A 21,735-nucleotide genomic window follows, 5' to 3' on the forward strand; every position below is an offset into this window, starting at 1 on the left:
TGACAACGGGGCCGGATCAGCGGCCCTGCGGGGTGCGGGAGCGGCGCTGCACCGCTTCCCGCCGGGGCCGGGGCGGCACCCGGCGGCCCGAGTGCTCCACGACCGGATGGGCCGGGATGCCGGGCTTGGGCTCGGCCACGACCCGTTCGGGCCTGCCCATGACCATCAGCGGATCGAACACCACCACGACACCGGCGAGGCAGAGGAAGGCCAGCGGGCCGATGAGCATGGGGGCGAGCAGCGCCGCGGGCGAGTCGCCGGAGGCGGCGTGGGGCGTGGCGTGCAGATGGACGCTGAGGCCGGCCATCCCCATGTAGTGCATCCCGCTGACGGCCAGGCCCATCACCAGGCTCGCGCCCACGCTCCAGCGCAGCCCCCGGACCTGGCCGGCCGCCCACAGGGCGGCGGTGGCGGCGGCCATGGCGATGGCGACGGAGGCGGCGACCGTCAGCGTGCTGTACTCCAGGACTCCGTTCAGGCGCATTCCGGCCATGCCCAGGTAGTGCATCGAGGCCACTCCCAGACCGGTGATGGTGCCCCCGGTGAACAGGGCCGCTCCCTTGGCGCCCTTGTAGCCGACGATGAAGATCCCGACGCCCACCATGACGACGCCCACGGCGAGGCTGGCGTACATCGTCGGCCTGTCGTAGCGGATCGGCGACTCGGCGACCGAGAAGCCCATCATCGCTATGAAATGCATGGTCCATATGCCGGAACCCATCGCCGCCGAGCCGAGGGCGAGCCAGCCCGGACGCCAGGACTGGGTCACGAGCAGGGCCCTGGTGGTGCAGCGGAGTCCGAGGGCACCACCGAGGCAGGCCATGACATAGGCCACCAGCGGTGTGACGAGACCGTAGCTGAATCCGTCGACCGTGCCATGCATGCTCGGCTGCCCTCCGCCCGGTGTTTCGGTCCTGAATCGCCTTAATTATCCCCCTCCCTCAGGACCGTCCTAGCGGTCGAGGCCGAGGCAGAGAGTATGACTCTCACCGCATTGACCGAACGATTCTCCGGCAAAGAAACACACTATTGCCGCACATGTGCGGCAACCGTGAGCAGGCACGACGGCCTCCGTTCAGGCTGCGGCCACCTCGCACACCCCTCACCGCGGACGCTCTGCTGTCACAGTTGAACCGTACGTAGTCGCCCGACGCGAGGAGTACGCATGTACGCGCGCGCACTTGCCGTCATGACGGCCGCGCTCCTGGCCGCCGTGACCCTTCTGACGCCCGCCTCCGACGCCCGGGCGCGTTCCGGCCGGCGGCCCGTGGTCATCGCCCACCGGGGTGCCTCGTCCTACGCCCCCGAGAACACCCTGGCAGCCGTGGACCGGGCCGCCGGGCTGGGCGTCGACTGGGTGGAGAACGACGTCCAGCGCACCAAGGACGGCACGCTCGTGGTGATCCACGACGACAGCCTCCGGCGCACCACCGACGTCGAGCGGGTCTTCCCCGGCCGCTCGCCCTGGAAGGTGAAGGACTTCACAGCCGCCGAGATCGCACGCCTCGACGCGGGCAGCTGGTTCGGCCGCCCCTACACGGGCGTGCGCGTGCCGACGCTGGAACAGTACATGCGCCGCGTCGAGCACAACCGTCAGAACCTGCTCCTGGAGATCAAGGACCCGGAGCTGTACCCGGGTATCGAGCAGCAGATCCTCAAGCTGCTCGGCAACGAGGGCTGGCTCGACCGGCAGCACCTCGCCCGCCGGCTGGTCGTCCAGAGCTTCAGCGCGGACAGCCTGCGCACGGTCCACGACCTGGAGCCCGCCGTCACCACCGGGTTCCTCGGCAGCCCTGCCGTGCGGGACCTGCGCGGCTACGCGGCCTTCACCGACCGGATCAACGCCTCTCACGGGTCCCTGTCCGCGGCGTACGTGTCCGCGGTGCACGCGCTCACGGGCCCGCACGGCAGGCGGATGGGGGTCGCCGCCTGGACCGTCGACGACGCGGAGACCGCCCGGAAGGTCGCCGGGTACGGGGTCGACGGCGTCATCACCGACAAGCCCGACCTCGTGCGCCAGGCCTTCTCCGGGTGCTGACCCCGCCGGCCGCCCGGGACGACTGTCCGGTGTCCGGTTCCGGGGGCGTTGTCAGTGGCGGGCCGTACGGTGGGGCGCATGGACAGCCTTGGGCAGTACGAGCAGCAGGTCGTGTGGACCGTCGTCGCCACCGACATCGGTCCGCTGCTGCTGGCCGCGACCGGCACGGGCCTGGTCAACGTCGTGTTCCACGCCACCGACGCGGTGCGCGACAAGTCGCTCGGCCGGCTCGCGGACCGGCTGGGAACCACGCCCGTCGAGGCGCCCGGCTCCCCGCTGCTGGCGGAGGCGATACGCCAGGTCGAGGCCTACTTCGCCGGTGAGCGGCGTACCTTCGAGCTGCCACTGGACTGGTCGCTGAGCTCGGGCTTCAACCGGCAGGTGCTGCGGGAGCTGGCGTCCGGCGTCCCCTTCGGCGCGGTCGTCGGCTACGGCGATCTGGCGAGCCGGGTCGGTCAGCCGGGGGCGGCACAGGCGGTGGGCGTCGCGATGGGTTCCAATCCGCTGCCCGTGATCGTGCCCTGTCACCGGGTCGTCGAGAGCGACGGCGGCATCGGCGGGTTCGGGGGCGGTCTGGAGACCAAGCGGAAACTGCTCGCCCTGGAAGGTGTGCTGCCCGAGCCGCTGTTCTGAGGACCGCGGACCGGACACCCGTCTCGGGAGCGTTCACGCCGTTCGGGGGGGCGTCGGCCCGCAGGCGTCCACTGCGGTGACCGCGAGGGCGCAGGGGCTGCCGGTGTCGTCCCCTCCGCCCGCGCGGGTTTGACCGGACGCGCCGCCCGCCAGAGATGAGGGAGAACCGCGAGACAGGAGGCAGGCGCGTGGTGCTGGTGGTGTCCGATGAGGTACGGGAAGCGATAGCCGCGCGTCGGCCCGTGGTGGCCCTGGAGTCCACGATCATCGCGCACGGGCTGCCGCGCCCGCGCAACCTTCAGGTGGCGCTGGAGCTGGAGACCGTCGTACGGCAGGAGGGTGCCGTACCGGCGACGATCGCCGTCCTCGACGGGCGGCCGCATGTGGGCCTGGACAAGGAGCAGCTGGAGCGGGTCGCGAACGAGGACGGGATCCGCAAGCTCGGCCATCGCGACCTGCCGCTCGCGGTGGCCGCGGGGGTCAGTGGGGCGACGACCGTGTCGGCGACCGCGATGTTGGCAGCGCTCGCGGGCGTCCGGGTGTTCGCGACGGGGGGACTCGGCGGGGTGCACCGCGAGTGGACCGTGACACAGGACGAGTCGGCGGATCTGGGGCTGCTGGCACGGACCCGGATCACGGTGGTGTGCGCGGGCGTGAAGTCCATCCTGGACGTGCCGGCGACCCTGCAACGGCTGGAGACGCTGGGGGTCGCGGTGGCGGGGTACGGCACGGACCGCTTCCCGGGTTTCTATCTGTCGGACTCGGGCCACCCGGTGGACTGGCGGCTCGACACCCCGGGGCAGGTGGCGGACGTCATGCGGGCGCAGGACGCGGTCGGTGGGCCGGAGTCGGCGCTGATCGTCGCCCAGCCCGTCCCCGAGCGGGAGCAGCTGGATCCCGAGCTGCACGCGCGGGTGCTCGCCGAGGCGCTGAGCGCGTGCGAGGAACAGGGCGTCACCGGGCAGGCGGTCACTCCGTTCCTGCTCGACCACCTCGTGCGGCACACGGACGGCGCCTCGCTGAGCGCCAATCTGGCGGCCGTACGGGGGAACGTGAGGCTGGCGGGCCGGATCGCGGCGGCGTGGGCCGGGAGATGACGACCGGACGGGACGCGGCGCTGCTGGTCGTCGGTGACGTGGTCACGGATGTCGTGGCCCGGCATCGGGGGCCGCTCGCCACCGGCACCGACACGGCCGCCTCGATCCGTACCCTGCCCGGCGGCGCGGGCGCCAACGTCGCGTGCTGGGCCGCCCACTGGGGCTGTCCCGAGGTGCGGATGCTCGGGCGGGTGGGCGCGGACGCGGCCGCCTGGCACGAGCGGGAGCTGGCCTGTCACGGGGTGCGGCCGCGGCTGGTCGTGGACGCGCAGGCGCCGACCGGGACGGTGATCTGCCTGGTCGACACGGGAGGGGCGGCGGAGCGGACGTTTCTCACCGACAGCGGCGCGTGCCTGCGACTCGACCCGGGCGACTGGTCGGATGCGTTGCTCGACGGGGTCGCGTGGCTGCATCTGTCGGGCTATCTGCTGTTCTCGGAGCCGAGCCGGGCCCTGGTGGCGGCGGCCCTGGAGTCGGCACGGGCGCGTGGTGTGCCGGTGAGCCTGGATCCCGCGTCGGCCGGTTTTCTGGTCGGCCTGGGCGTCGAGCGGTTCCTGGACCTCGCCGCGGGGGTGACGGTCCTGCTGCCGAGCCGGGACGAGGCGTGCCTGCTCACGGGGCTGCCCGACACGGCGGACGCGGCGGCCAAGCTGAGCCGTCACGTCCCGCTGGTGGTCGCCAAGCAGGGCGCCGACGGTGCGCTGGTGGCCAGGTCCGGCACCGTCCGGGCCCGCGTCCCCGCGGTGCCGGCGACGCCCCGGGACACCACGGGGGCGGGCGATGCCTTCACGGGCGCGTTCCTCGCGGCCCTGCTCGCCGGGGCCGAACCCGAGGAGGCCGCGGCGCAAGGGTGCCGGGCCGGGGCACAGGCGGTCGAACGGGTCGGCGGGAGACCACCCGGGTCGCACTGAGACGGCGACCGTGGAGCGCACGGCGATCGCAGAGCGCGCGGAGGCGCTGACGGGCCATACGCACGGCCGGATGAAGGCCCACGGCGAGGACCCGCGGCGGGCGTAGGTGTGACCGAAGTCCCGCGGCGGGCGTAGGCATGGCCGGAGTCCCGCGGACGCAGGGGCGCGGCCGGCACGCGGCGGGCTTCGCGCGGCCGCCTCGCCCCGGCCCGCCCGCCCCGCCCCGGCCTCACGCCCGGAGGGCCCGGCCCGGCCTCGCGCCTGCCGGGCCCTGCGCCGCTACGGCTTGCGGCCCCAGGCCGAGATCATGGGGGCGGTGGCCAGGTCCATGCTGCCGGCGGCCAGGTTCGCCAGGTGCTGGTCGATGTCCTGGTCCGTGGCGAGGCCCGCCTCGACCAGGCGGCCGCGGATCTGCCGGACCGTCGCCGCCTCCAGGGCGGTGCAGGCGGGCGAGGTGACCGGGAAGTACGCGTCGGCCTCGACCTGGTGCAGCCCGGCCTCGCGCAGCAGCCGAGGAAGCCTGCGCCCGTACGCGAGGTCGGCGCCACGGTCGGCCAGGAGTGAGCGGAATCCGTGCCTCAGGCGGTTCGCGAGCTGCTGCTCCGGACCGTGCTCGTCGGGGCACAGAAGCGGTTGCAGCGCCGGGTCGGCGTCCTCGATCAGGAGCCGCCCGCCGGGGCGCAGGGCCTTGATCATCGACTGGAGCGCCCGCTCCCTGTCCGGGACATGGACGAGGACGAGCCGGGCGTGCACCAGGTCGAAATCCGCCTCCGGCGGCTCCTGCGCGCCCACGTCGTGGACGCTCACCTCGACCGGGGGCCCGGCCACGGCGGCCAGTCGTGAGACGTCGATGTCGGTCGCTACGACCTTTCCGGTCGGCCCGACCTTCCTGGCCAGCCAGGACACCACGGAGGTACCGCCGGCACCGACTTCCCAGCAGCGCCAGCCGGGTCCGATCCCCAGCTTCTCCATGTGCCGGAACGTGGTGGGGTCGAAAAGGGCGGCGAAGGCGTCGAATCGCTCTGCCGCCTCGGACTGGCGATTGTCGAGGAGATACCGGTCGGCTCGCGTCATGCCCCGATCATCCCAGTCGTGCCGCTTGTCCCGTGCGGACGACGCTCCCCGCGTCATCGGAGCAGGCCGGTGCCGTCCACAGGCGGGAACCAAGCGGAATCTCCTGTTTCCACAGGCTTTTCCGCCGCTCCCCCGTACCTGGCAGACTGGCACGCCAGGGCGCAGGAGTACGGCAGTTCGGCAGTACGGCGCGAGGAGATCCACGCGAGGAGATCCAGATGTCCATGGCAGGGAACCTGCGAAGGGTCACCGAACTCGGCAGGGTCGGGGGCCTCCGCAAGGTGGCACGGCTCACACGTCGACGCCCACGCGTCGACCTGAGTCACCCCGCGCGGTCCCCTCTCGGCTCTTCCGTGGTGAACTGCGTGACGTACCGGGACGGTGTCCGGACACCGGGCGGGCGGGATCTGGTCGATGCCGTGGCGCGGGTGCGCAAGTACGGCGACGGTTTCGTCTGGCTGGGTCTCCACGAGCCCACGGACCGGGAGTTCGCGGGGATCGCCGAGCTGTTCGACCTTCATCCGCTGGCCGTCGAGGACGCGGTCGAGGCGCATCAGCGTCCGAAGGTCGAGCGATACGGCGAGACACTGTTCGCGGTGTTCAAGACAGTCTGCTACGTCGAGCACGAGGAACTCACCGCGACCAGCGAGGTGGTGAACACCGGCGAGATCATGGTGTTCGTCGGCCGTGACTTCGTCATCTCTGTGCGGCACGGACGGCACGGCTCCCTGGGCCCGCTGCGCGAGGAGCTGGAGAGCGATCCGGTCCAGCTCGCCAAGGGACCGTCGGCAGTGCTGCACGCGATCGCGGACCATGTGGTCGACGACTATCTCCATGTCGCCGACTCGATGCAGTCGGACATCGACCAGGTCGAGACGGACGTGTTCTCGGCGGACGGCGGACGGGCCGACCCGGGCCGCATCTACCAGCTCAAGCGGGAACTCCTGGAGCTGAAGCGGGCGGTGGTCCCGCTCGCCCGGCCGCTGCTGGACCTCTCGGACCGGCCCATGCGGGTGGTCGACGCCGAGATACAGGCCTACTTCCGCGATGTCTCCGACCATCTGCTGCGGGCCACGGAGCAGATCGCGTCCTTCGACGAACTGCTCAACTCCATTCTCCAGGCGCACCTCGCGCAGGTCACGGTGGCGCAGAACGAGGACATGCGCAAGATCACGGCATGGGCCGCGGTGATCGCCGTACCGACGATGGTCTGCGGGGTGTACGGGATGAACTTCGATCACATGCCGGAGCGGCACTGGCAGTTCGGCTACCCCCTGGTCCTCGGCGTGATCGCCGTCGCCTGTCTGGTGCTGCACCGCGGCTTCCGGCGCAACGGCTGGCTCTGAGGCACGACTTCCGGTGCAATGGCCGGACCTGAGGCACGGCTTCCGGCGCAACCGCCGGCTCCGGGGCGCGGCTGCGGTCCGGTGGGCGGGTCAGCCGCCCCACGCCGGGTGCCGTGGGTCGTCCGCGCGCACCAGGACGTCGGCCGTGCCGGCCGGGTCGGTCTCCCGCTCGTAGTTCTCGAAGGCGGGCAGTGTCCAGCGGTCTGCCTCGGGGGTGCGGCGGAGCAGGGCGGGCGGGGAGAGGAGGACGTGGACGCTCAGGTCGAACGGGAACCAGTGACGCAGCAGGAGGGGGCCGTGCAGCAACAGGATGCCGCCGGGCGGGAGCCGGACGTAGGAACTGCGGGTGGCACGGTCGGAGACCGGGTCCCAGAGGTCGGGCAGGATGCGCCCGTCGCCGCCCGGTTCGAGGGGTCCGAACACCTCGCGCCACAGGGCGCCGGTGTCGAACCAGCCGTCGTAGTAGGCCTCCACGTCGTGGTGCCCGTGCTCCAGCCGGAGCGAGGCCGGGCGCAGGAAGCCTTCCGCCGCGACGACGGCCGAGGGACGGCCGCGCAGGCGCAGGGCTTCGGCGACCCGCTCGGCGAGGTCTCCGGGGCGGGCCGCCGGGGCGCCGTCGAAGGCGACCCGGGGCCAGGGGCTGCCGTCGCCCGGCTTCAGGTCGAGCAGCCGCTCGGCGAGCAGGTCGCCGAGCCGTTCCCAGGTGATCGCTTCGAGTCGCACACCGCCATGATGCCGCCTCGCACCGGGGCACGACGGCCGCCGGTCCCACGCCCGGTCCCGCGCCCGGAGCGGTGCACGCCGGTCGCGCGTGTCCGCGCGCCGCGGACGTGTGTGACGGCGGGCTCACCGGCGGGAAAGAACCCGATATGGCGCTCCTTGCAACTCCTCGTATCGGTGCCGGACTTCATGGTGGACCTGTCGTCGTCCAGCCTGTGCGGCGCAAGCAGTGCGCCGGGTGCCGTCGCGGGCCGCTGCCGATGCTCGTCCTCGAGGACGGTGCACCGCGCTGCCTCGACTGCGCCGACCTCGGGCATCTGGTGTTCCTGCCGCGCGGTGACACGGCGCTGACCCGCAGATCGCGGGAGGAGAGCGGGCTGTCGGCGGTGGTCGTGCGGTTCAACCGGCGCCAGGCCCGGTACGAACGCCAGGGCATCCTGGTCGAGGAGTCCGCGCTGGCCCGCGCCGAACGTCGCTGCCTGGCGGACGCGGAGGCGCGCAGGCGGCGCCGGGCGCGGGACGCCCGACGGCGGGCGGCCGAGGACGTGCGGTTCACGGCCGCCTTCACGGCGGAGATACGACGATTGTTCCCCGGTATGCCCCAGGGCCGGGCGCAGGAGATCGCGGCGCACGCGTCGGCGCGCGGCAGTGGCCGGGTGGGGCGCAGCGCGGCCGGCCGGGCGCTCTCGGAGGGCGCGGTCGTCTCGGCGGTCGTGGCCTCCGTAAGGCATGTGGACACCCCCTACGACGAGCTCCTGATGAGCGGTGTGCCCCGGCACCGGGCGCGGCGGCAGATCGCGGCGGACGTGGAGTCGGCGCTCGCGGGGTGGCGTGGTGCTGCGCCCGGCCCGGCCAGGTGAGGGAGCGCGGCCCTGCCGTACGGGCCCGGCAGGCACACAGGCTTCCGCCCCCCGCGACCGTGGCCGCTGCGCGCCGGCTGGTGGCCACAGGCCGGTGGCCATGAAATCACTTGTGATGGCGGAAGGTGCCGGGGAGGATCTCGGCTCGACGGGTGGGAGCTGACGCAGAAATGATCGACGGACCGTACTTGGTGCTGGCGGCGCTGGGTGTCCTCGGCACCGGACTGATGGCCGGTGTCTTCTACGCCTTCTCGGTTCTGGTCATGCGGGGACTGGCCGCGCTGCCGCCGGCCCAGGGGGTCGCCGCGATGAACGCGATCAACTCCTCGGCCCTGGCGCCCGCGTTCATGGTCGTGTTCTTCGGTGTGGCCACGGTGTGCGCGGTGATCGCCGTGGTGACGTTCGTCCTGTGGCCGGACGACGGGACGGTCGAGCTGCTGCTGGGCAGCGCGCTGTACCTGGCCGGTTCGTTCGGGGTGACGGTGGTCGCGAACGTGCCGCGCAACGCCCAGCTGCTGAGGCCGGCGCCGGACACCCCGGAGGCGGCCGCCTACTGGCCGTCGTATCTGCGCGAGTGGACGAGATGGAACCACGTGCGCGTGGCCGCCTCTGCGCTGTCCGCGGTCGTGTACCTGCTGGCGCTCGTCTGAGCGTGCCGCGGCCCTGCCGGGACCCCCGTCCGGGGACGCGGTGGGCACCTCCGCGAGCCCACGTCGGGACGCCCGTCCGGGCACCCGAAGATCCTTGCCGAGGCCGGTGGGAGAAAGCGCTGTAGGCCGCTCTGCGCGTGCGGCCCGGGCGACGTATCGTGGCCGGAAGAGCGCCGCCCGATGACGCACGGCCCGTCGCACGCGCGAGCAAGGAAGACGGCCATGGCCGATCCCAAGGGTTTCATGACGACGCCCCGCCAGGAGTGGGCCCGTCGGCCTGTCGAGGAGCGGGTCCGGGACTGGGCCGAGGTGTACGTCCCCGGGGCGCTGCTGCCCATCGTCAGCAAACAGGCCGACCGTTGCATGGACTGCGGCATACCGTTCTGCCACGACGCGTGTCCGCTGGGCAACCTGATCCCCGAGTGGAACGACCTGGTCTCGCGGGAGGACTGGCGGGCGGCGGCCGACCGGCTGCACGCCACCAACAACTTCCCCGAGTTCACCGGGCGGTTGTGCCCGGCACCGTGCGAGGCGGGGTGCGTGCTCGCGATCAACCAGCCGGCCGTGACCATCAAGAACGTCGAGTGCGCGATCGCCGACCGGTCCTGGGAGGAGGGGTTCGTGCCGCCCAAGCCGCCGGACCGGCTGTCCGGACGGACGGTGGCCGTGATCGGTTCGGGCCCCACCGGGCTCGCCGCCGCCCAGCAGCTGACGCGGGCCGGACACACCGTGGCCGTGTACGAGAAGGACGACCGGCTCGGCGGGTTGATGCGGTACGGCATCCCCGAGTTCAAGATGGAGAAGCACCATCTCGAGCGGCGGCTGGAGCAGATGCGGGCCGAGGGGACGAAGTTCCGTACGTCCACGGCGGTCGGCCGGGACGTGGGCGCGGCCGAACTGCGCACGCGCTACGACGCCGTGGTGGTCGCCACGGGCGCCACCGCGTGGCGTGAACTGAGCGTTCCTGGACGTGAGTTGACAGGCATCCATCAGGCGATGGAGTACCTTCCGCTGGCCAACCGGGTGTGCGAGGGCGACCTGGAGACCTCGCCGATGTCCGCCGTGGGCAAGCACGTCGTGATCGTCGGCGGCGGTGACACCGGGGCGGACTGTCTGGGGACGGCGGTGCGCGAAGGGGCCGCGTCCGTCACCCAGCTCGACATCTACGCGCAGCCGGACGCCGAGCGCGACGAGGACATCGACCCCTGGCCGACGTACCCGAAGGTCTACCGGCTGTCGGCCGCGCACGAGGAGGCGCGCGACCTGGAGACGGCGCCCTCGGCGCACGCGGACGCCCGGCTGTTCGCGGCGTCCACGCTCCACTTCATCGGCGACGCCGACGGGCAGGTGCGGTCGCTGCATCTGGTCGAGGTGGACGCGCTGCGCAGACCGGTGGCCGGCTCGGGGCGTACGCTCCCCGCCGACTTCGTGCTCCTCGCCCTCGGCTTCTCGGGGCCCGACCGGCAGGACGGGCTCATCGACCAGCTCGGGCTGGGGCTCGAACCGCGCGGCACGATCACCCGGGACGGCGGCTTCGCGACGAACGTCCCCGGAGTGTTCGCCGCCGGGGACGCGGCGCGCGGGCAGTCGCTCATCGTGTGGGCGATCGCGGAAGGCCGGGCGGTGGCCGCGGCCGTCGACCGCTATCTGACGGGGAGTTCCCGGCTTCCGGCACCGATCGGGCCGTACGACCGGCCCATGGCCGTGTGAACCGGACCGGGCCGTACGACCGGCCCATGGCCGTGTGAACCGGACCGGGCCGTACGACCGGCCCATGGCCGTGTGAACCGGACCGGGCCGTACGACCGGGGCAGGTGCGCCCTGACGGACGGACGTTGCCTGCCGCGGCCCTAGCGTCGTTCGTCCGTGCCCGCCCGCTTCGCCGTCGACAGTGCCACCCGGTTCCAGGTGTTGATCGCGAAGATCAGGGCCAGCAGGTGTGCCAGCTCCTGCTCCTCGAAGTGGGCCGCCGCCTCGGCGTAGACGTCGTCCGGGACACCGGTGTCGGCCACCAGGGTCACCGCCTCGGTCAGGGCGAGGGCCGCCTGTTCCTTCCCGGTGAAGAAGTGGCGGGCCTCGCGCCAGACGGCGACCATGTGCAGCCGGTCCTCGCTCTCGCCGGCCTTGCGGGCGTCGTTGGTGTGCATGTGCAGGCAGTACGCACAGTGGTTGAGGTGCGAGGCGCGGATCTGGACGAGTTCGACGAGGGACGGGTCCAGGCCGTCGCGGGCCGCGGTGTCGAAGCCGACGAGGGCGCGGAAGACCTTCGGGGCGGCCTTGGCGAAGTTGAGGCGGCCCGCCTCGTCCGTGGGGGTGTCCGTGACCGTGACCGGGTGCGTCGTGCGGGTGTTCGCGTTCGTCGTCATCGCGTTCGTCGTCATGTGCTTCAACCTATGGCCCGGAAAGACCTCTTGTAGGGTGCAATTCCATGGCGGAATCATGGGTCAATTCGGCGGAGCGGATCGGCAGCGACCTGCATCTGGAGCTGTCGTCGGCCGGGTCCGGCGGGCGCCGGGCGGCGGTCGTCCGTGCGCTGCGCGAGGCCGTACGCGACGGCCGGCTGGCCCCCGGGACCCGGCTGCCGCCGTACCGCTCGCTCGCCGCCGACCTGGGTGTCGCCCGCAACACGGTGGCGGACGCGTACGCGGAGCTTGTCGCGGAAGGATGGCTGACCGCCCGCCAGGGCTCCGGCACGCTCGTCGCCATGGGGGTGTCCGCCCCGCCCCCGCCGTCGAGGCGCCGGGGCGGCTCCGCGTCGGTGCACGATGTCCCCCGGGTGCCCCGCGCGGCACTCCCACGCGCGCGCGGCCCCCGGCACGACCTGCGGCAGGGCACCCCCGACGCGTCGTCCTTCCCGCGCGCCGCCTGGCTCACCTCCTACCGGCGGGCGCTCCAGCAGGCGCCGAACGAGGTGTTCGGGCCGGGCGACCCGGCCGGCCGGATCGAACTGCGCGAGGCCCTCGCCGAGTACCTGGCACGGGCCCGCGGGGTCCGCACGGATCCGGACCGGATCGTGATCTGCTCCGGCTTCGCGCACGCCCTGCGCCTGCTGTTCGGCCAGGGCGCGGGCGGAACCCTGCGCGGGCCGCTGGCCGTGGAAGCGTACGGGCTGGGCTTCCATCGGGAGCTGCTCGCCACGGCGGGCGTGCGGACCGTACCGCTGCCGGTGGACGAACACGGCGCGCTAGTCGCCGGGTTGGGCCGTGAACGGGGTGTGCTGCTCACGCCCGCGCACCAGTTCCCGACCGGTGTTCCGCTGCACGCCGAGCGCCGGGCCGCGGTGATCGACTGGGCACGCGCGCGAGGCGGCGTGGTCGTCGAGGACGACTACGACGGGGAGTTCCGATACGACCGCAAGCCCGTCGGCGCCCTCCAGGGCCTCGACCCCGACCGGGTCGTCCTCGTCGGCTCGGTGAGCAAGAGCCTGTCGCCGGCCCTGCGGCTGGGGTGGATGGTCCTGCCGCGGCGGTACGTCGGTGACGTACTGGCCGCCAAGGGCGAGCGCGAGGCGTGGGCGAGCGTGCCGGACCAGCTGTGCCTGGCCGACTTCATGGCCTCGGGGTCGTACGACCGTCATGTGCGGCGGACCCGGCAGCGTTACCGCCGTCGCCGTGACCGGCTCGTCGAGGCGCTGGCCGCGCGGGCCCCGCACATCGAGGTCACCGGGGTCGCGGCCGGTCTGCACGCGGTGCTCCGGCTGCCGGACGGCACCGAGCGGTCCACGGTCGAGGCGGCGGGACGGCGGGGCGTCGCGCTGGACGGCCTCGCCGCGTTCCGGCACCCGGAGACGGACACGGCGGAGACAGACACGGCGGAGACAGACACGGCGGAGACGGACACGGCGGTGCGGGACGGGCTGGTGGTGGGGTACGCGACGCCCTCGGACCACGCGTACGGGGCGGCCGTCGAGGCGCTGTGCGGGGTGCTACCCCCACCGTGACCCCGGGGCCGGCCCGCCGACAGCCGCGACGGCCCGGGGCCCGAAGGGGCACGAGCCCTATGGAAGGGCCGTGCCGAATCCCCGGGGCTTCCCTTGCGGGCCCCTTGCGGGGTCACACCCCTGTCGACCTCACCCCTTGCGGGCCACCGCTCCGTAACCGGGTATGACCCCGTCCTCCTGGCCCGGGACCGGTTCGCCCAGTTCGGGGTGCCACTCGGGCACCACCGCGACCCCGGGTTCGACGAGGTCCAGGCCGTGGAAGAACCGGCCGAACTCCTCGCGGGAGCGCAGTGCGAGGGTGATGCCGGCCGCCCGGAGCTTCGCGATCGCCGCCGCCGACTCCTCAGGAGTGAAGTCGGCGGTCGCGTGGGTCATCATCAGGTAGCTGCCGGAGGGGAGCTCGGACAGCAGCCGGCCGACCAGTTCGTGCGCGCCGTCCTCGTCGGAGATGAAGTGCAGCAGCGCGATGAGGGAGAGCGCGACCGGCCGGTCGAAGTCGAGGATCTTCCGGGCCCCCTCGATTATGGCGGCCGGATCGCGCACGTCGGCCTGAAGGTACTCGGTCAGGCCGTCCGGAGTGCTGCGCAGCAGGGCCGCCGCGTGGGCCAGCACGATCGGGTCGTTGTCGCAGTAGACGACGCGGGCGTCGGTCGCGACGCCCTGGGCGATCTGGTGCAGGTTCGGCTCGGTCGGGATGCCGGTGCCTATGTCCAGGAACTGCCGCACCCCGCGCTCGGCCAGCCAGCGGGTGGCACGGTGCATGAACGCGCGGTTGACCCGGGCCATGACGGGGACCCGCGGGTCCAGGGCCAGCATCTGCCGGCCCATCTCCTCGTCGACCGGGTAGTTGTCCTTGCCGCCGAGATACCAGTCGTACATCCGCGCGGGATGCGGTCGGCTGGTGTCGATCCGGACAGCGCCGGTGGGGTGGTCCTGCCCGGTCATACAACACTCCGTAAGTGGGGGGCGCGAACGGTGATCATGGTCAATCGGGAACCAAGGTAAGGGAGTTGAGCCAGTCATCGGCTTAACGGGTCGAGCGGGAGAGCAATTCAAGCCAGCCGTCCGGGACAGGCCGTCCGGGACAGGCCGTTCAGGACAGGAGGAAGTCCGCCTCCCCCGCCTTCGCGCCCTCGATGAAGGCGGTCATCTCGTCGGACGTGTAGATCAGTGCGGGCCCGTCGGGGTCGGTGGACTGCCGGACGGCGATGCGGCCGTCCGCGAGCTTCATGGCTTCCAGGCAGTTGCCCCCGTTGCCGCCGCTCCAGGGCTTGTGCCAGCCTTCGCTGCCCAACTCCCTTGCGGGCATGCCGTTGTAGATCCGCTCGGTGCGGATCCGCGACTTGGATGGGGACTTGATGCGGTCCATTCACAACTCCTTGCGGAGATCCCGGAGGATCTCCTTCGTGCGATGTGCAGTAGCGGCCTGCGCCGCCATGCGGTCCATGACCTCCAGGTGGGTCGCCACCTCGGAGCGCGCGTCCAGATAGACGGCGCCGGTCAGGTACTCGCTGTAGACCATGTCCGGAAGTTCGGGCATGGCGAATCGGAACAGCACGAAGGGCCCGTACGTGCCGGGATGCGGACCGTTGGCGAACGGCGCGATCTGGAGCGTCACGTTGGGCAGCTTCATGGCGTCGAGCAGCTTGTCGATCTGGGCCCGCATCACCTCCGCGTCGCCGACCGGTCGGCGCAGCACGGTCTCGTCCATCACCACCCAGAGCCGGGGCGCGTCCTGCCGGGTGAGCAGCCCTTGCCGCTGCATGCGCAGCGCGACATGGCGCTCGATTTCGTCGGGACTGGTCTGGCCGATGGCGCCCGACTTCAGCACCCCGCGCGCGTAGTCCTCGGTCTGGAGCAGTCCGGGCACGAAGTGGGGCTCGTACTGGCGGATGAGGCCGGCCGCCCCCTCCAGGCTGACGTGCATGGAGAACCAGCCGGGCAGGATGTCGTGGAAGCGCTGCCACCAGCCGGGCTGGTTGGCCTCCTCGGCGAGCCGGACGAACGCCTCGGCCTCCGCGTCCGAGATTCCATAGGCCTTCAGGAGCAGTTGGAGGTACGGGATCTTGAGCGTGACCTCGGCCATCTCCATGCGCCGGACCGTGGCGGGGGCGACACGGAGGATCTGGGCGGCCTCCTCGCGTTTGAGCCCGGCGCGCTCCCGCAGGTCCAACAGGCGCCTGCCTAGGACGACCTGACCCACGGTCGGCGCGGACCGCGGTTCACTCACGCTCCACCTCCACGAAAACTCCCGGCAGGACGGCTCGGTCGCACAGATCGCCGACAGACCGGCCGGTCCGGTGACAAAGGAACGACAAAAGAATCCCCGACAGCCCTACGGCGCCACTCGAAGACCCACCCGAAGATCCGCACGGATCTCCGCTGATCCCAACTGGCGCCGCTCGACGTGCTGTTGCATGCAGTGTGCCACGGCCCTCCACCGCGTCACACAGCACTCTGCATTTTTCATAGTGACACTTGCCAAGTGTTCGCGGCGGGGCGATAGTGGCAAGCGTGATTCCGTCCGCGCCCTTAGGAACAGACGCCGCCGCAGGCCGCCCCCTCGGTCTCGGTGCCGATGGGGGTCCCCCCGATCGTGCCCGTTCCGAACCAGGGGAGGCAGCCGGCCCCGTCCGGCTCGGTGCCGAGCGCCGGTTCCGCTTCGAGCTGGCCGCGCACCCGGCTTCGCCCACTCAGGCGAGACGGCTGACGCGAGCCCGGCTGACCGGCTGGTCGGTGTGCGAGGACACCTGCGACACCGCGGCCCTCGTCGTCTCCGAGCTGGTCACCAACGCGATCGTGCACACGGCGAGCAACCGTGTCGTCTGCGAGCTGCACGACGGCGACGACCGGGTGCGGATAGCGGTGCGCGACGAGGGCTGCGCGCCGGGTGAGCCCCACCCGTCCCCGCAGCGGCCCGAGGAGGAGCACGGGCGAGGACTGCTGCTGATCGAGGCGCTGTGCCACTCCTGGGGTGCCCAGGAGCAGGGGTCGGGTCTGCTGGTCTGGGCGGAGATCCCTCGCGGGACCGCCATGCCGCGCATCCCCGCGCAGCCGCACAACGACCTGGGCTGGGGCACCCGCCCGAAGCCCGGCCCGCCCGGCGGCCCGGGAGACGAGGACGAGCCGCGACAGGAGTGGCGCGACCACCCTCAGTACGGACCGCAGGACGCGCCTCAGCACGGACCGCAGGACGCGCCGCAGTACGGACCGGCGGTCGCGGGGACCCCGTCGCACGCCCGGCGACCGGAGCGGGGCGACGCGTGAACGCGCTCTCCGGTCCCGGCCAACTGCTCGGCATGGACACGCTTATGCGGCTGCGGCGCGACCGGCAGACGCCGCCCGCCCGTCACCGCCTGGTCGTCCCAGACGACATGACCGTCCCGCTCGGCTGCGACGCGGTGGCGGCGCCCGCCGGCCTCGGACCGCTGCTGCTCCCCCGCCTGCCGCGCGTGGGATGCGTGTACGCCGACGGGACGCGCTGGTGGTGGATCGTTCCGTCCGACTCGGACCACGCACTGGAGTGGCCCGCCGTCACGTACTACGCCGTGGGCGCGGTCGTTCCGGACGCCGCGCGTCTTCCTCATCTCATCCACAGACCGGACGGTACGATTCCGTACACTCCGCCGATCCCGCTCTACCTGGCCCTGTGCCGGCTGACCGGGACCACACCCGCTTGGTCGCGGCCGATCAGCGCCTGACGCCCAGGTCGCGACCGATCAGCACCCGACACGCAGGGCGCGGCCGGTCAGCACTCGACACGTAGGGCGTACGCCCGCGCACATCCGTGCCCCGGCCGTACGCCCTGCCCTGAAGCAGCACCTCCCGCGATAGTTGCCGTTCGTGTCCGGTGGTCCACGATCGGGGGAGGTCGACGGTGGCGAAGCGACGTGACTCGGACGCACCCGAGGTGTCCGAGTCGGAGCGTCTTCTGTTCGGCGGTGCCCTGCGCTACGACATGGGCTGGAACCAGCACTCGGACGCCTTCCTCGAACTGAGCTTCCGGGCCATGCTGACCCGCCTGCCCGCGCTGCTCGCCTCCAGCCTCCGGCTGGCCCGGCAGGCCGACCGCGTCGCCGCGCGGACCGTGCTGGCCGCGGAGGCGGGCCGGGGCCTGGCGCAGGCGGTGGGCCTGTTCACGGTCAACAGCGTGCTGGGCCGGCTGATGGGAGGCGGCCCGATCGAGGACCGGCTGCGCGGTGCCGTCCCCGCACTCACCGTCATGGCCGCCGTCCTGCTGGTGGGCGCGCTGCTGCGGGCCGCGTCCACGTACGCCACCGGGCGGCTGGAGCCCAAGGTGGAGCGGGTGGCGACCGAGCTGTATCTGGAGCGGGCGGCGGCCGTGGAGCTGTCCGCGATCGAGGACCACGCCTTCCACAAGCTGCTGGACACCGCACAGTACGGCGCCTCCTCCGCCCGCCGGATGATCATCTACGGCACGCGCGTGGTGAACGCGATGATCTCCCTCGTCGCCGCGGCCGGCGTACTGACCGTGCTGCACCCCGCCCTGCTCCCGCTGCTGGTGACGATGACCGTGCCGAGCGCCTGGAGCGCGCTGACCAACGCTCGCCGCCGTTACGAGTCCTTCCACATCTGGGTGCAGCACGCCCGCGCCGGACATCTCATCAGCAGTCTGCTCACCGAGCCGGCGGCCGCGCCGGAGATCCGGCTGCACGGGGTCGGCCCGTTCCTGCTGCGCCACTTCCGGGCGATGTCGGAGTCCGCGGAGGCGGAGCAGGCCCGGCTGGCCCGGCTCGCGGCCCGCACCGGCCTGATCGCGGCGCTCTGGACCGGCCTGGCGACGGTGGCCACGTACGCGACGCTCGGCGCGCTGCTGGTCACCGGCACGATGGCACTGTCCGTGGCGGGCACGGCCGTGATCGCGATCCGTACCGGCTCGACGAGCCTGGACACCCTGGTCCTGGAGGTGAACTCGCTGCACGAGGAGGCCCTGTTCGTCGGCGACCTGGAGCGGCTCTACGTCGAGGCGGCCGAGCGGGCCATCCCGGCCGGGGGCGCGCCGCTGCCGGAGGACCCCCGGGAGATCCGGTTCGAGAACGTCACGTTCAGCTATCCCGGCGACGCCGGCCGTCCCGCCCTGGACGACATCAGCCTCGCCTTCCCGCTCGGCCGGATCGTCGCGCTCGTCGGCGAGAACGGCTCGGGCAAGACAACCCTGGTCAAGCTGCTCGCGGGCCTGTACAAGCCGGACCGGGGGCGGATCCTGTGGGACGACGTCGACGCGGCGACCGCGGACCGGCACCGGCTCGCCGAGCGCATCGCGATGGTCGCGCAGGACTTCAAGCGGTGGCCGTTCACCGCCCGGGTCAACGTCGCCGTCGGCCGCTCCTCGGCGCCGCTGACCGAGGAACGGCTGCACACGTCGATCAACGAGGCGGGCGCGGAGCAGGTGGTCGCCGACCTGCCCCGGGGGCTGGACACCCTGCTGGCCCGGAACTTCAGCGGCGGGCACGAGCTGTCCGGCGGGCAGTGGCAGCGGCTCGGGATCGCGCGGGCCGCCTACCGGCGCGGGCGCATCCTGATCGTGGACGAGCCGACGGCGGCGCTGGACGCCCGGGCCGAGCTGGAGGTCTTCGAGAAGATCCGGGCGCTGGCCGGCACCGGGCAGACGGTCGTCCTCATCACCCACCGGCTGGCCTCCGTGCGCCACGCCGACCTGGTGCATGTCCTCGACCAGGGGCGGCTGGTGGAGTCCGGCACCCCCGACGAGCTGCTCGACAGCGGTGGCGTCTACGCCGAGCTGTACGCGCTCCAGGCCGGACAGTTCACGACGCCGGTGCCCGCCCCGAAGGCGGGCTGAGTCCTCTGCCCCGTGTCCGTGATCCCGCGTCCCTGACCCTGTGCTTCTGAGACCGCGTCCGTGATCCCGTGCCCGTGATCCCGTATCCCTTATTCCATGTCCCTGCCGCGGACGATCACCAGGAAGGTGTCCGTCGCGAGGTCCATGACGACCTCGGCGGGCAGGCCCTCCTGCCGTCGCGCGTGTGCGAACTCCTCCGCGGGCCACGAACCGCGCGGCCCACCCGCGGGAAAGCGTTCGAGCACTGTTCGCCCGTTCACCACCCTGCACCTCCAGGAAGCGTCGTCCTTGCAGGAGTCAACGCCTTCCGAAGGCCCTGCGGCTCCCTCAGTTGCGGGACTGAGACGTAGCTGACACCCGGTCACCGCGGAACGTGAGGGTCCCGTGACATCCCGGACTCATCGGCACCGTCCGGGTCACTCCCCGTACTCGTCGAGCCGCGTCAGTCGTCGTACTCGTCGAGCCGGGTCAGTCCTCGTACTCGTCGTGATAGCGCACGCGTTCGCTGCCCGGGGCCGCCCCGAGAGCCCACGCGCGCCCCGCGGGTTCCTCCCACTCCTCCTGCCGCCCCAGCGCGGTGAGGTCCAGCAGACTGGTGGTCGAGCCGAGGCCGTCGAGGCCGCGCCCGTGCACGGAGTAGGTGTGGAAGACCCGGTCGTGGTCCCGCAGGAAGCAGCTCAGACCGGGCCGCTCGACGAGTTCCCCGTCACGTTCCAGCGTCGCCTCGAAGTCGTGGTTGAAGTCGCCGAGGGACGAGGAGTACCAGGGCACCGTCCAGCCCATCCGCGCCTTGAACGGCAGCAGTGACGTGTACGGCGCCCGGGACACCACCGCGAACGTCGTCCCGCGCGCCCGCAGATGCGCGAGGTGCCCGATCTGGTCGAGGAACGCCGAGCAGCCGCGGCAGCCGGCGTCCCAACCGGGCGCGAACATGAAGTGGTGGAGCACGAGTTGCCGCCGCCCCTCGAACAGGTCGAGCAGAGTGGCCTTGCCGTCGCCGCCCTCGAAGACGTACTCCTTGTCGATCTCGACCATGGGCAGGCGGCGCCGCTCGGCGTTGAGGGCGTCCCGCGCGCGCGTCACGGCCTCTTCCCTGAGCAGCAGTTCCTCGCGTGCCGCACGCCACTGCGCGCGCGAGACGACCTCCGGAAGCGACATGACTCCTCCTGTGCGACGGTCCGTTCCCCTGGCTGACCGTCGAAAGGAGCGGAACTCATCGCCGCCCCGCAGAATTCTCACCCGGGTTCTCCCGGCGGGTCCGACTGCGCACGGCCATGCCCCCACGTCGACGTACGACGATGTCGTGCCGCCGCGTGAGCCGAACCGCGCACCGGCGCGGGTGCGATGGGTCCGGACCGGTCCTAGCCGACCCGGACGGCCCCGGCGGGCAAGGGCAGTTGGAGCGCGCCGAGCCCGGCCCGCTCGCGCATCCTCGTCAACTCCTCCAGCAGGGCGGTGAGCCGCTCGATGTGGCGAGGCGTGAGCCGTCCTGTGTCGTCGAGGTGCACGGCGCAGGCGGTGGTGGTGTCGACCAGCCGTTCCAGCAGGGCCGCGACCTCGTCGGTGCCCTCGGTGTGCCGGGCGAGGGCGGGCAGTTCGGCGGCGGCGTGCGCGATGGCCGTACGGGCCTCGGCGAGCGTCCGATAGGCCTCGCGCCGCAGGGTCCAGCGCGCGGCACGGGCGGCGGACCCGAAGGCTGCCGGCCCGGGGGCGGTCGACCCGGGAGCGGCTCCGCCGGGAGCTGTTCCGTCGGGAGCGGCGGGAACCGCGGCTGACAGCTGCGGCGACGGGGACCCGCCGGACGTACGAGGACCGGACGTGCGAGGTTCGTCGGCCGTACGAGGACCGCCGGGCATACGACCGGACGTCCGAGGACCGTCGGACGTACGAGGACCGGACGTCCGAGGTCCGCCGGGCGTACGAGGTCCGCCGGACGTGCGGGGCTCGTCGAGGACGTGGGTGAGGTAGGCCTGAGCGGCGCTGCCCGCCGTGGCCAGTCGGGCGCGTACGCCCCCACCCCGCTCCCCCGGCATCGGCAGATGTCCGACGATCAGCACGATCGCGCAGGCCAGCAGCGTCTCGGCGATCCGGCTCACCGAGGCCTGGGGCTCCCCGCCGACCATGACCAGGGCGAGGACGAGGACGGTGACGACGGCGGTCTGCGCGGCGAAGTGGCGGGTGGAGACCGGCACCAGCGCACCGCAGACCGCGACGAGCACGACGAGTCCCCAGGTCCCGGGCAGGACCTCGGCGAGGCCGGCGAAGACGAGGGCCCCGAGGACGGTTCCCGCGGCCCGGCACAGCACCCGGGACGCCAGCGGCCCGAGGTCGGGCTTGACGAGGAAGACGGCGGTGGCGGGCAGCCAGTACCAGTGCGCGTGCCGCCCGTACCAGTGGGCGTGGTGCAGCGCCTGGGCGACGGCCGCGCTCGCCCCGAAGCAGAGGGCGACCCGCAGCCCGTACTCGCGCCCGCCGCCGCCGAAGACGGTCCGGAGCAGATCTCCCGCGGTCCGCCTCCGGGTGTGCAGGTCGGCACCCTCGCCCCGGTCGAAGGCGTCGGCGGCGTGCAGCAGGGCATCGTCCAAGGCGCGCAGGGCGGGCAGGGAACGGTCTGGCGCGGGCAGCGGTCCGGTGGGCGTCCCCGT

22 protein-coding genes are annotated in these 21,735 nt (G+C 72.5%); 12 read left to right on the forward strand and 10 right to left on the reverse strand.

Translation table 11 applies throughout. The annotated features are described in order from the left end of the window. Positions 1–16: 16 nt before the first annotated feature. On the reverse strand, positions 17–883 hold the full coding sequence (locus ABT085_RS13185) for an MHYT domain-containing protein (RefSeq protein WP_351605650.1): 867 nt from the start codon (positions 881–883) through the stop codon (positions 17–19). A gap of 282 nt (positions 884–1,165) precedes the next feature. On the opposite strand from ABT085_RS13185, the gene ABT085_RS13190 reads away from it, so the two are divergent. The 4 genes from ABT085_RS13190 to ABT085_RS13205 all read left to right on the forward strand — a co-directional run bounded on the left by ABT085_RS13190 (position 1,166) and on the right by ABT085_RS13205 (position 4,679). Next, positions 1,166–2,038: a glycerophosphodiester phosphodiesterase gene (locus ABT085_RS13190; protein WP_351605652.1), complete on the forward strand. Its 873-nt coding sequence runs from the start codon at positions 1,166–1,168 to the stop codon at positions 2,036–2,038. A gap of 78 nt (positions 2,039–2,116) precedes the next feature. Next, positions 2,117–2,671 (forward strand): methylated-DNA--[protein]-cysteine S-methyltransferase, encoded by a 555-nt coding sequence (locus ABT085_RS13195; RefSeq protein WP_351605655.1) that lies wholly within the window; start codon positions 2,117–2,119, stop codon positions 2,669–2,671. Between the two features lie 188 nt (positions 2,672–2,859). After that, positions 2,860–3,768 carry a pseudouridine-5'-phosphate glycosidase gene (locus ABT085_RS13200; RefSeq protein WP_351605657.1) on the forward strand — a complete coding sequence of 303 codons (909 nt, stop codon included), beginning with the start codon at positions 2,860–2,862 and terminating at the stop codon, positions 3,766–3,768. Further along, the gene (locus tag ABT085_RS13205; protein WP_351605660.1) at positions 3,765–4,679 is read left to right on the forward strand and encodes a carbohydrate kinase family protein; all 915 of its coding nucleotides are present in this window, start codon (positions 3,765–3,767) and stop codon (positions 4,677–4,679) included. The genes ABT085_RS13200 and ABT085_RS13205 overlap by 4 nt, the downstream gene beginning before the upstream one ends. A 279-nt stretch (positions 4,680–4,958) precedes the next feature. Here ABT085_RS13205 and ABT085_RS13210 read toward each other — a convergent pair whose 3' ends face one another. Next, a complete protein-coding gene (locus ABT085_RS13210) occupies positions 4,959–5,753 on the reverse strand; it encodes a methyltransferase domain-containing protein (RefSeq protein WP_351605662.1) in 795 nt (264 codons plus the stop codon). 218 nt (positions 5,754–5,971) lie between these two features. Here ABT085_RS13210 and ABT085_RS13215 point away from each other — a divergent pair, with 218 nt between their 5' ends. Next, positions 5,972–7,099 (forward strand): magnesium and cobalt transport protein CorA, encoded by a 1,128-nt coding sequence (locus ABT085_RS13215; protein WP_351605664.1) that lies wholly within the window; start codon positions 5,972–5,974, stop codon positions 7,097–7,099. A gap of 90 nt (positions 7,100–7,189) precedes the next feature. Here ABT085_RS13215 and ABT085_RS13220 read toward each other — a convergent pair whose 3' ends face one another. Further along, positions 7,190–7,822 (reverse strand): nucleoside/nucleotide kinase family protein, encoded by a 633-nt coding sequence (locus tag ABT085_RS13220; protein ID WP_351605667.1) that lies wholly within the window; start codon positions 7,820–7,822, stop codon positions 7,190–7,192. Positions 7,823–7,968: 146 nt separating this feature from the next. Between ABT085_RS13220 and ABT085_RS13225 the strand changes: the two genes are divergently transcribed. The 3 genes from ABT085_RS13225 to ABT085_RS13235 all read left to right on the forward strand — a co-directional run bounded on the left by ABT085_RS13225 (position 7,969) and on the right by ABT085_RS13235 (position 11,039). Continuing rightward, positions 7,969–8,679 (forward strand): DUF2293 domain-containing protein, encoded by a 711-nt coding sequence (locus ABT085_RS13225; RefSeq protein ID WP_351605670.1) that lies wholly within the window; start codon positions 7,969–7,971, stop codon positions 8,677–8,679. A 170-nt stretch (positions 8,680–8,849) separates the two neighbouring features. Beyond that, on the forward strand, positions 8,850–9,329 hold the full coding sequence (locus ABT085_RS13230; protein ID WP_351605672.1) for an anthrone oxygenase family protein: 480 nt from the start codon (positions 8,850–8,852) through the stop codon (positions 9,327–9,329). Between the two features lie 222 nt (positions 9,330–9,551). Continuing rightward, on the forward strand, positions 9,552–11,039 hold the full coding sequence (locus ABT085_RS13235; protein ID WP_351605675.1) for a glutamate synthase subunit beta: 1,488 nt from the start codon (positions 9,552–9,554) through the stop codon (positions 11,037–11,039). Positions 11,040–11,179: 140 nt separating this feature from the next. Here the strand turns inward: ABT085_RS13235 and ABT085_RS13240 are convergent, their stop codons facing one another. Continuing rightward, positions 11,180–11,710 (reverse strand): carboxymuconolactone decarboxylase family protein, encoded by a 531-nt coding sequence (locus ABT085_RS13240; protein ID WP_351605678.1) that lies wholly within the window; start codon positions 11,708–11,710, stop codon positions 11,180–11,182. Between the two features lie 47 nt (positions 11,711–11,757). On the opposite strand from ABT085_RS13240, the gene pdxR reads away from it, so the two are divergent. After that, positions 11,758–13,269, forward strand: a complete 1,512-nt coding sequence (pdxR, locus tag ABT085_RS13245; protein ID WP_351605680.1) for a MocR-like pyridoxine biosynthesis transcription factor PdxR — start codon at positions 11,758–11,760, stop codon at positions 13,267–13,269. A 129-nt stretch (positions 13,270–13,398) separates the two neighbouring features. Here the strand turns inward: pdxR and ABT085_RS13250 are convergent, their stop codons facing one another. The 3 genes from ABT085_RS13250 to ABT085_RS13260 all read right to left on the reverse strand — a co-directional run bounded on the left by ABT085_RS13250 (position 13,399) and on the right by ABT085_RS13260 (position 15,499). Further along, on the reverse strand, positions 13,399–14,214 hold the full coding sequence (locus tag ABT085_RS13250) for an SAM-dependent methyltransferase (protein WP_351605682.1): 816 nt from the start codon (positions 14,212–14,214) through the stop codon (positions 13,399–13,401). Between the two features lie 148 nt (positions 14,215–14,362). After that, entirely contained in the window at positions 14,363–14,638 is a 276-nt protein-coding gene (locus tag ABT085_RS13255) for a DUF397 domain-containing protein (RefSeq protein ID WP_351605685.1), read from the reverse strand. Further along, the gene (locus ABT085_RS13260; RefSeq protein WP_351605688.1) at positions 14,639–15,499 is read right to left on the reverse strand and encodes a Sco1979 family transcriptional regulator; all 861 of its coding nucleotides are present in this window, start codon (positions 15,497–15,499) and stop codon (positions 14,639–14,641) included. A gap of 275 nt (positions 15,500–15,774) precedes the next feature. Here ABT085_RS13260 and ABT085_RS13265 point away from each other — a divergent pair, with 275 nt between their 5' ends. The 3 genes from ABT085_RS13265 to ABT085_RS13275 all read left to right on the forward strand — a co-directional run bounded on the left by ABT085_RS13265 (position 15,775) and on the right by ABT085_RS13275 (position 19,090). Then, entirely contained in the window at positions 15,775–16,536 is a 762-nt protein-coding gene (locus ABT085_RS13265; RefSeq protein WP_351605690.1) for an ATP-binding protein, read from the forward strand. Positions 16,537–16,568: 32 nt separating this feature from the next. After that, the gene (locus tag ABT085_RS13270) at positions 16,569–16,970 is read left to right on the forward strand and encodes a hypothetical protein (protein WP_351605699.1); all 402 of its coding nucleotides are present in this window, start codon (positions 16,569–16,571) and stop codon (positions 16,968–16,970) included. Between the two features lie 257 nt (positions 16,971–17,227). Beyond that, entirely contained in the window at positions 17,228–19,090 is a 1,863-nt protein-coding gene (locus ABT085_RS13275) for an ABC transporter ATP-binding protein (RefSeq protein WP_502982720.1), read from the forward strand. Between the two features lie 89 nt (positions 19,091–19,179). Here ABT085_RS13275 and ABT085_RS13280 read toward each other — a convergent pair whose 3' ends face one another. The 3 genes from ABT085_RS13280 to ABT085_RS13290 all read right to left on the reverse strand — a co-directional run. Then, a complete protein-coding gene (locus tag ABT085_RS13280) occupies positions 19,180–19,350 on the reverse strand; it encodes a DUF8839 family protein (RefSeq protein ID WP_351605701.1) in 171 nt (56 codons plus the stop codon). Positions 19,351–19,558: 208 nt separating this feature from the next. After that, the gene (locus ABT085_RS13285) at positions 19,559–20,248 is read right to left on the reverse strand and encodes a DUF899 domain-containing protein (protein WP_351605695.1); all 690 of its coding nucleotides are present in this window, start codon (positions 20,246–20,248) and stop codon (positions 19,559–19,561) included. A 203-nt stretch (positions 20,249–20,451) separates the two neighbouring features. Then, on the reverse strand, positions 20,452–21,735 hold a 1,284-nt coding region (locus ABT085_RS13290; protein WP_351605697.1), incomplete at its 5' end, for an FUSC family protein.

Origin of the sequence: Streptomyces sp. NPDC002265 (assembly GCF_040296125.1) — a bacterium.
Classification (GTDB): Bacteria; Actinomycetota; Actinomycetes; order Streptomycetales; family Streptomycetaceae; genus Streptomyces.

Excerpts from the sequence above, each read along its gene's own strand:
- ABT085_RS13240 (WP_351605678.1), bottom strand. The coding sequence starts at position 11,710 with ATGACGACGAACGCGATGACGACGAACGCGAACACCCGCACGACGCAC.
- ABT085_RS13275 (WP_502982720.1), top strand. The coding sequence starts at position 17,228 with ATGGGCTGGAACCAGCACTCGGACGCCTTCCTCGAACTGAGCTTCCGG.
- ABT085_RS13190 (WP_351605652.1), top strand. The coding sequence starts at position 1,166 with ATGTACGCGCGCGCACTTGCCGTCATGACGGCCGCGCTCCTGGCCGCC.
- ABT085_RS13255 (WP_351605685.1), bottom strand. The coding sequence starts at position 14,638 with ATGGACCGCATCAAGTCCCCATCCAAGTCGCGGATCCGCACCGAGCGG.
- ABT085_RS13185 (WP_351605650.1), bottom strand. The coding sequence starts at position 883 with ATGCATGGCACGGTCGACGGATTCAGCTACGGTCTCGTCACACCGCTG.
- ABT085_RS13225 (WP_351605670.1), top strand. The coding sequence starts at position 7,969 with ATGGCGCTCCTTGCAACTCCTCGTATCGGTGCCGGACTTCATGGTGGA.
- ABT085_RS13235 (WP_351605675.1), top strand. The coding sequence starts at position 9,552 with ATGGCCGATCCCAAGGGTTTCATGACGACGCCCCGCCAGGAGTGGGCC.
- ABT085_RS13270 (WP_351605699.1), top strand. The coding sequence starts at position 16,569 with ATGGACACGCTTATGCGGCTGCGGCGCGACCGGCAGACGCCGCCCGCC.
- ABT085_RS13195 (WP_351605655.1), top strand. The coding sequence starts at position 2,117 with ATGGACAGCCTTGGGCAGTACGAGCAGCAGGTCGTGTGGACCGTCGTC.
- ABT085_RS13285 (WP_351605695.1), bottom strand. The coding sequence starts at position 20,248 with ATGTCGCTTCCGGAGGTCGTCTCGCGCGCGCAGTGGCGTGCGGCACGC.
- ABT085_RS13215 (WP_351605664.1), top strand. The coding sequence starts at position 5,972 with ATGTCCATGGCAGGGAACCTGCGAAGGGTCACCGAACTCGGCAGGGTC.
- pdxR (WP_351605680.1), top strand. The coding sequence starts at position 11,758 with ATGGCGGAATCATGGGTCAATTCGGCGGAGCGGATCGGCAGCGACCTG.
- ABT085_RS13250 (WP_351605682.1), bottom strand. The coding sequence starts at position 14,214 with ATGACCGGGCAGGACCACCCCACCGGCGCTGTCCGGATCGACACCAGC.
- ABT085_RS13205 (WP_351605660.1), top strand. The coding sequence starts at position 3,765 with ATGACGACCGGACGGGACGCGGCGCTGCTGGTCGTCGGTGACGTGGTC.
- ABT085_RS13210 (WP_351605662.1), bottom strand. The coding sequence starts at position 5,753 with ATGACGCGAGCCGACCGGTATCTCCTCGACAATCGCCAGTCCGAGGCG.
- ABT085_RS13230 (WP_351605672.1), top strand. The coding sequence starts at position 8,850 with ATGATCGACGGACCGTACTTGGTGCTGGCGGCGCTGGGTGTCCTCGGC.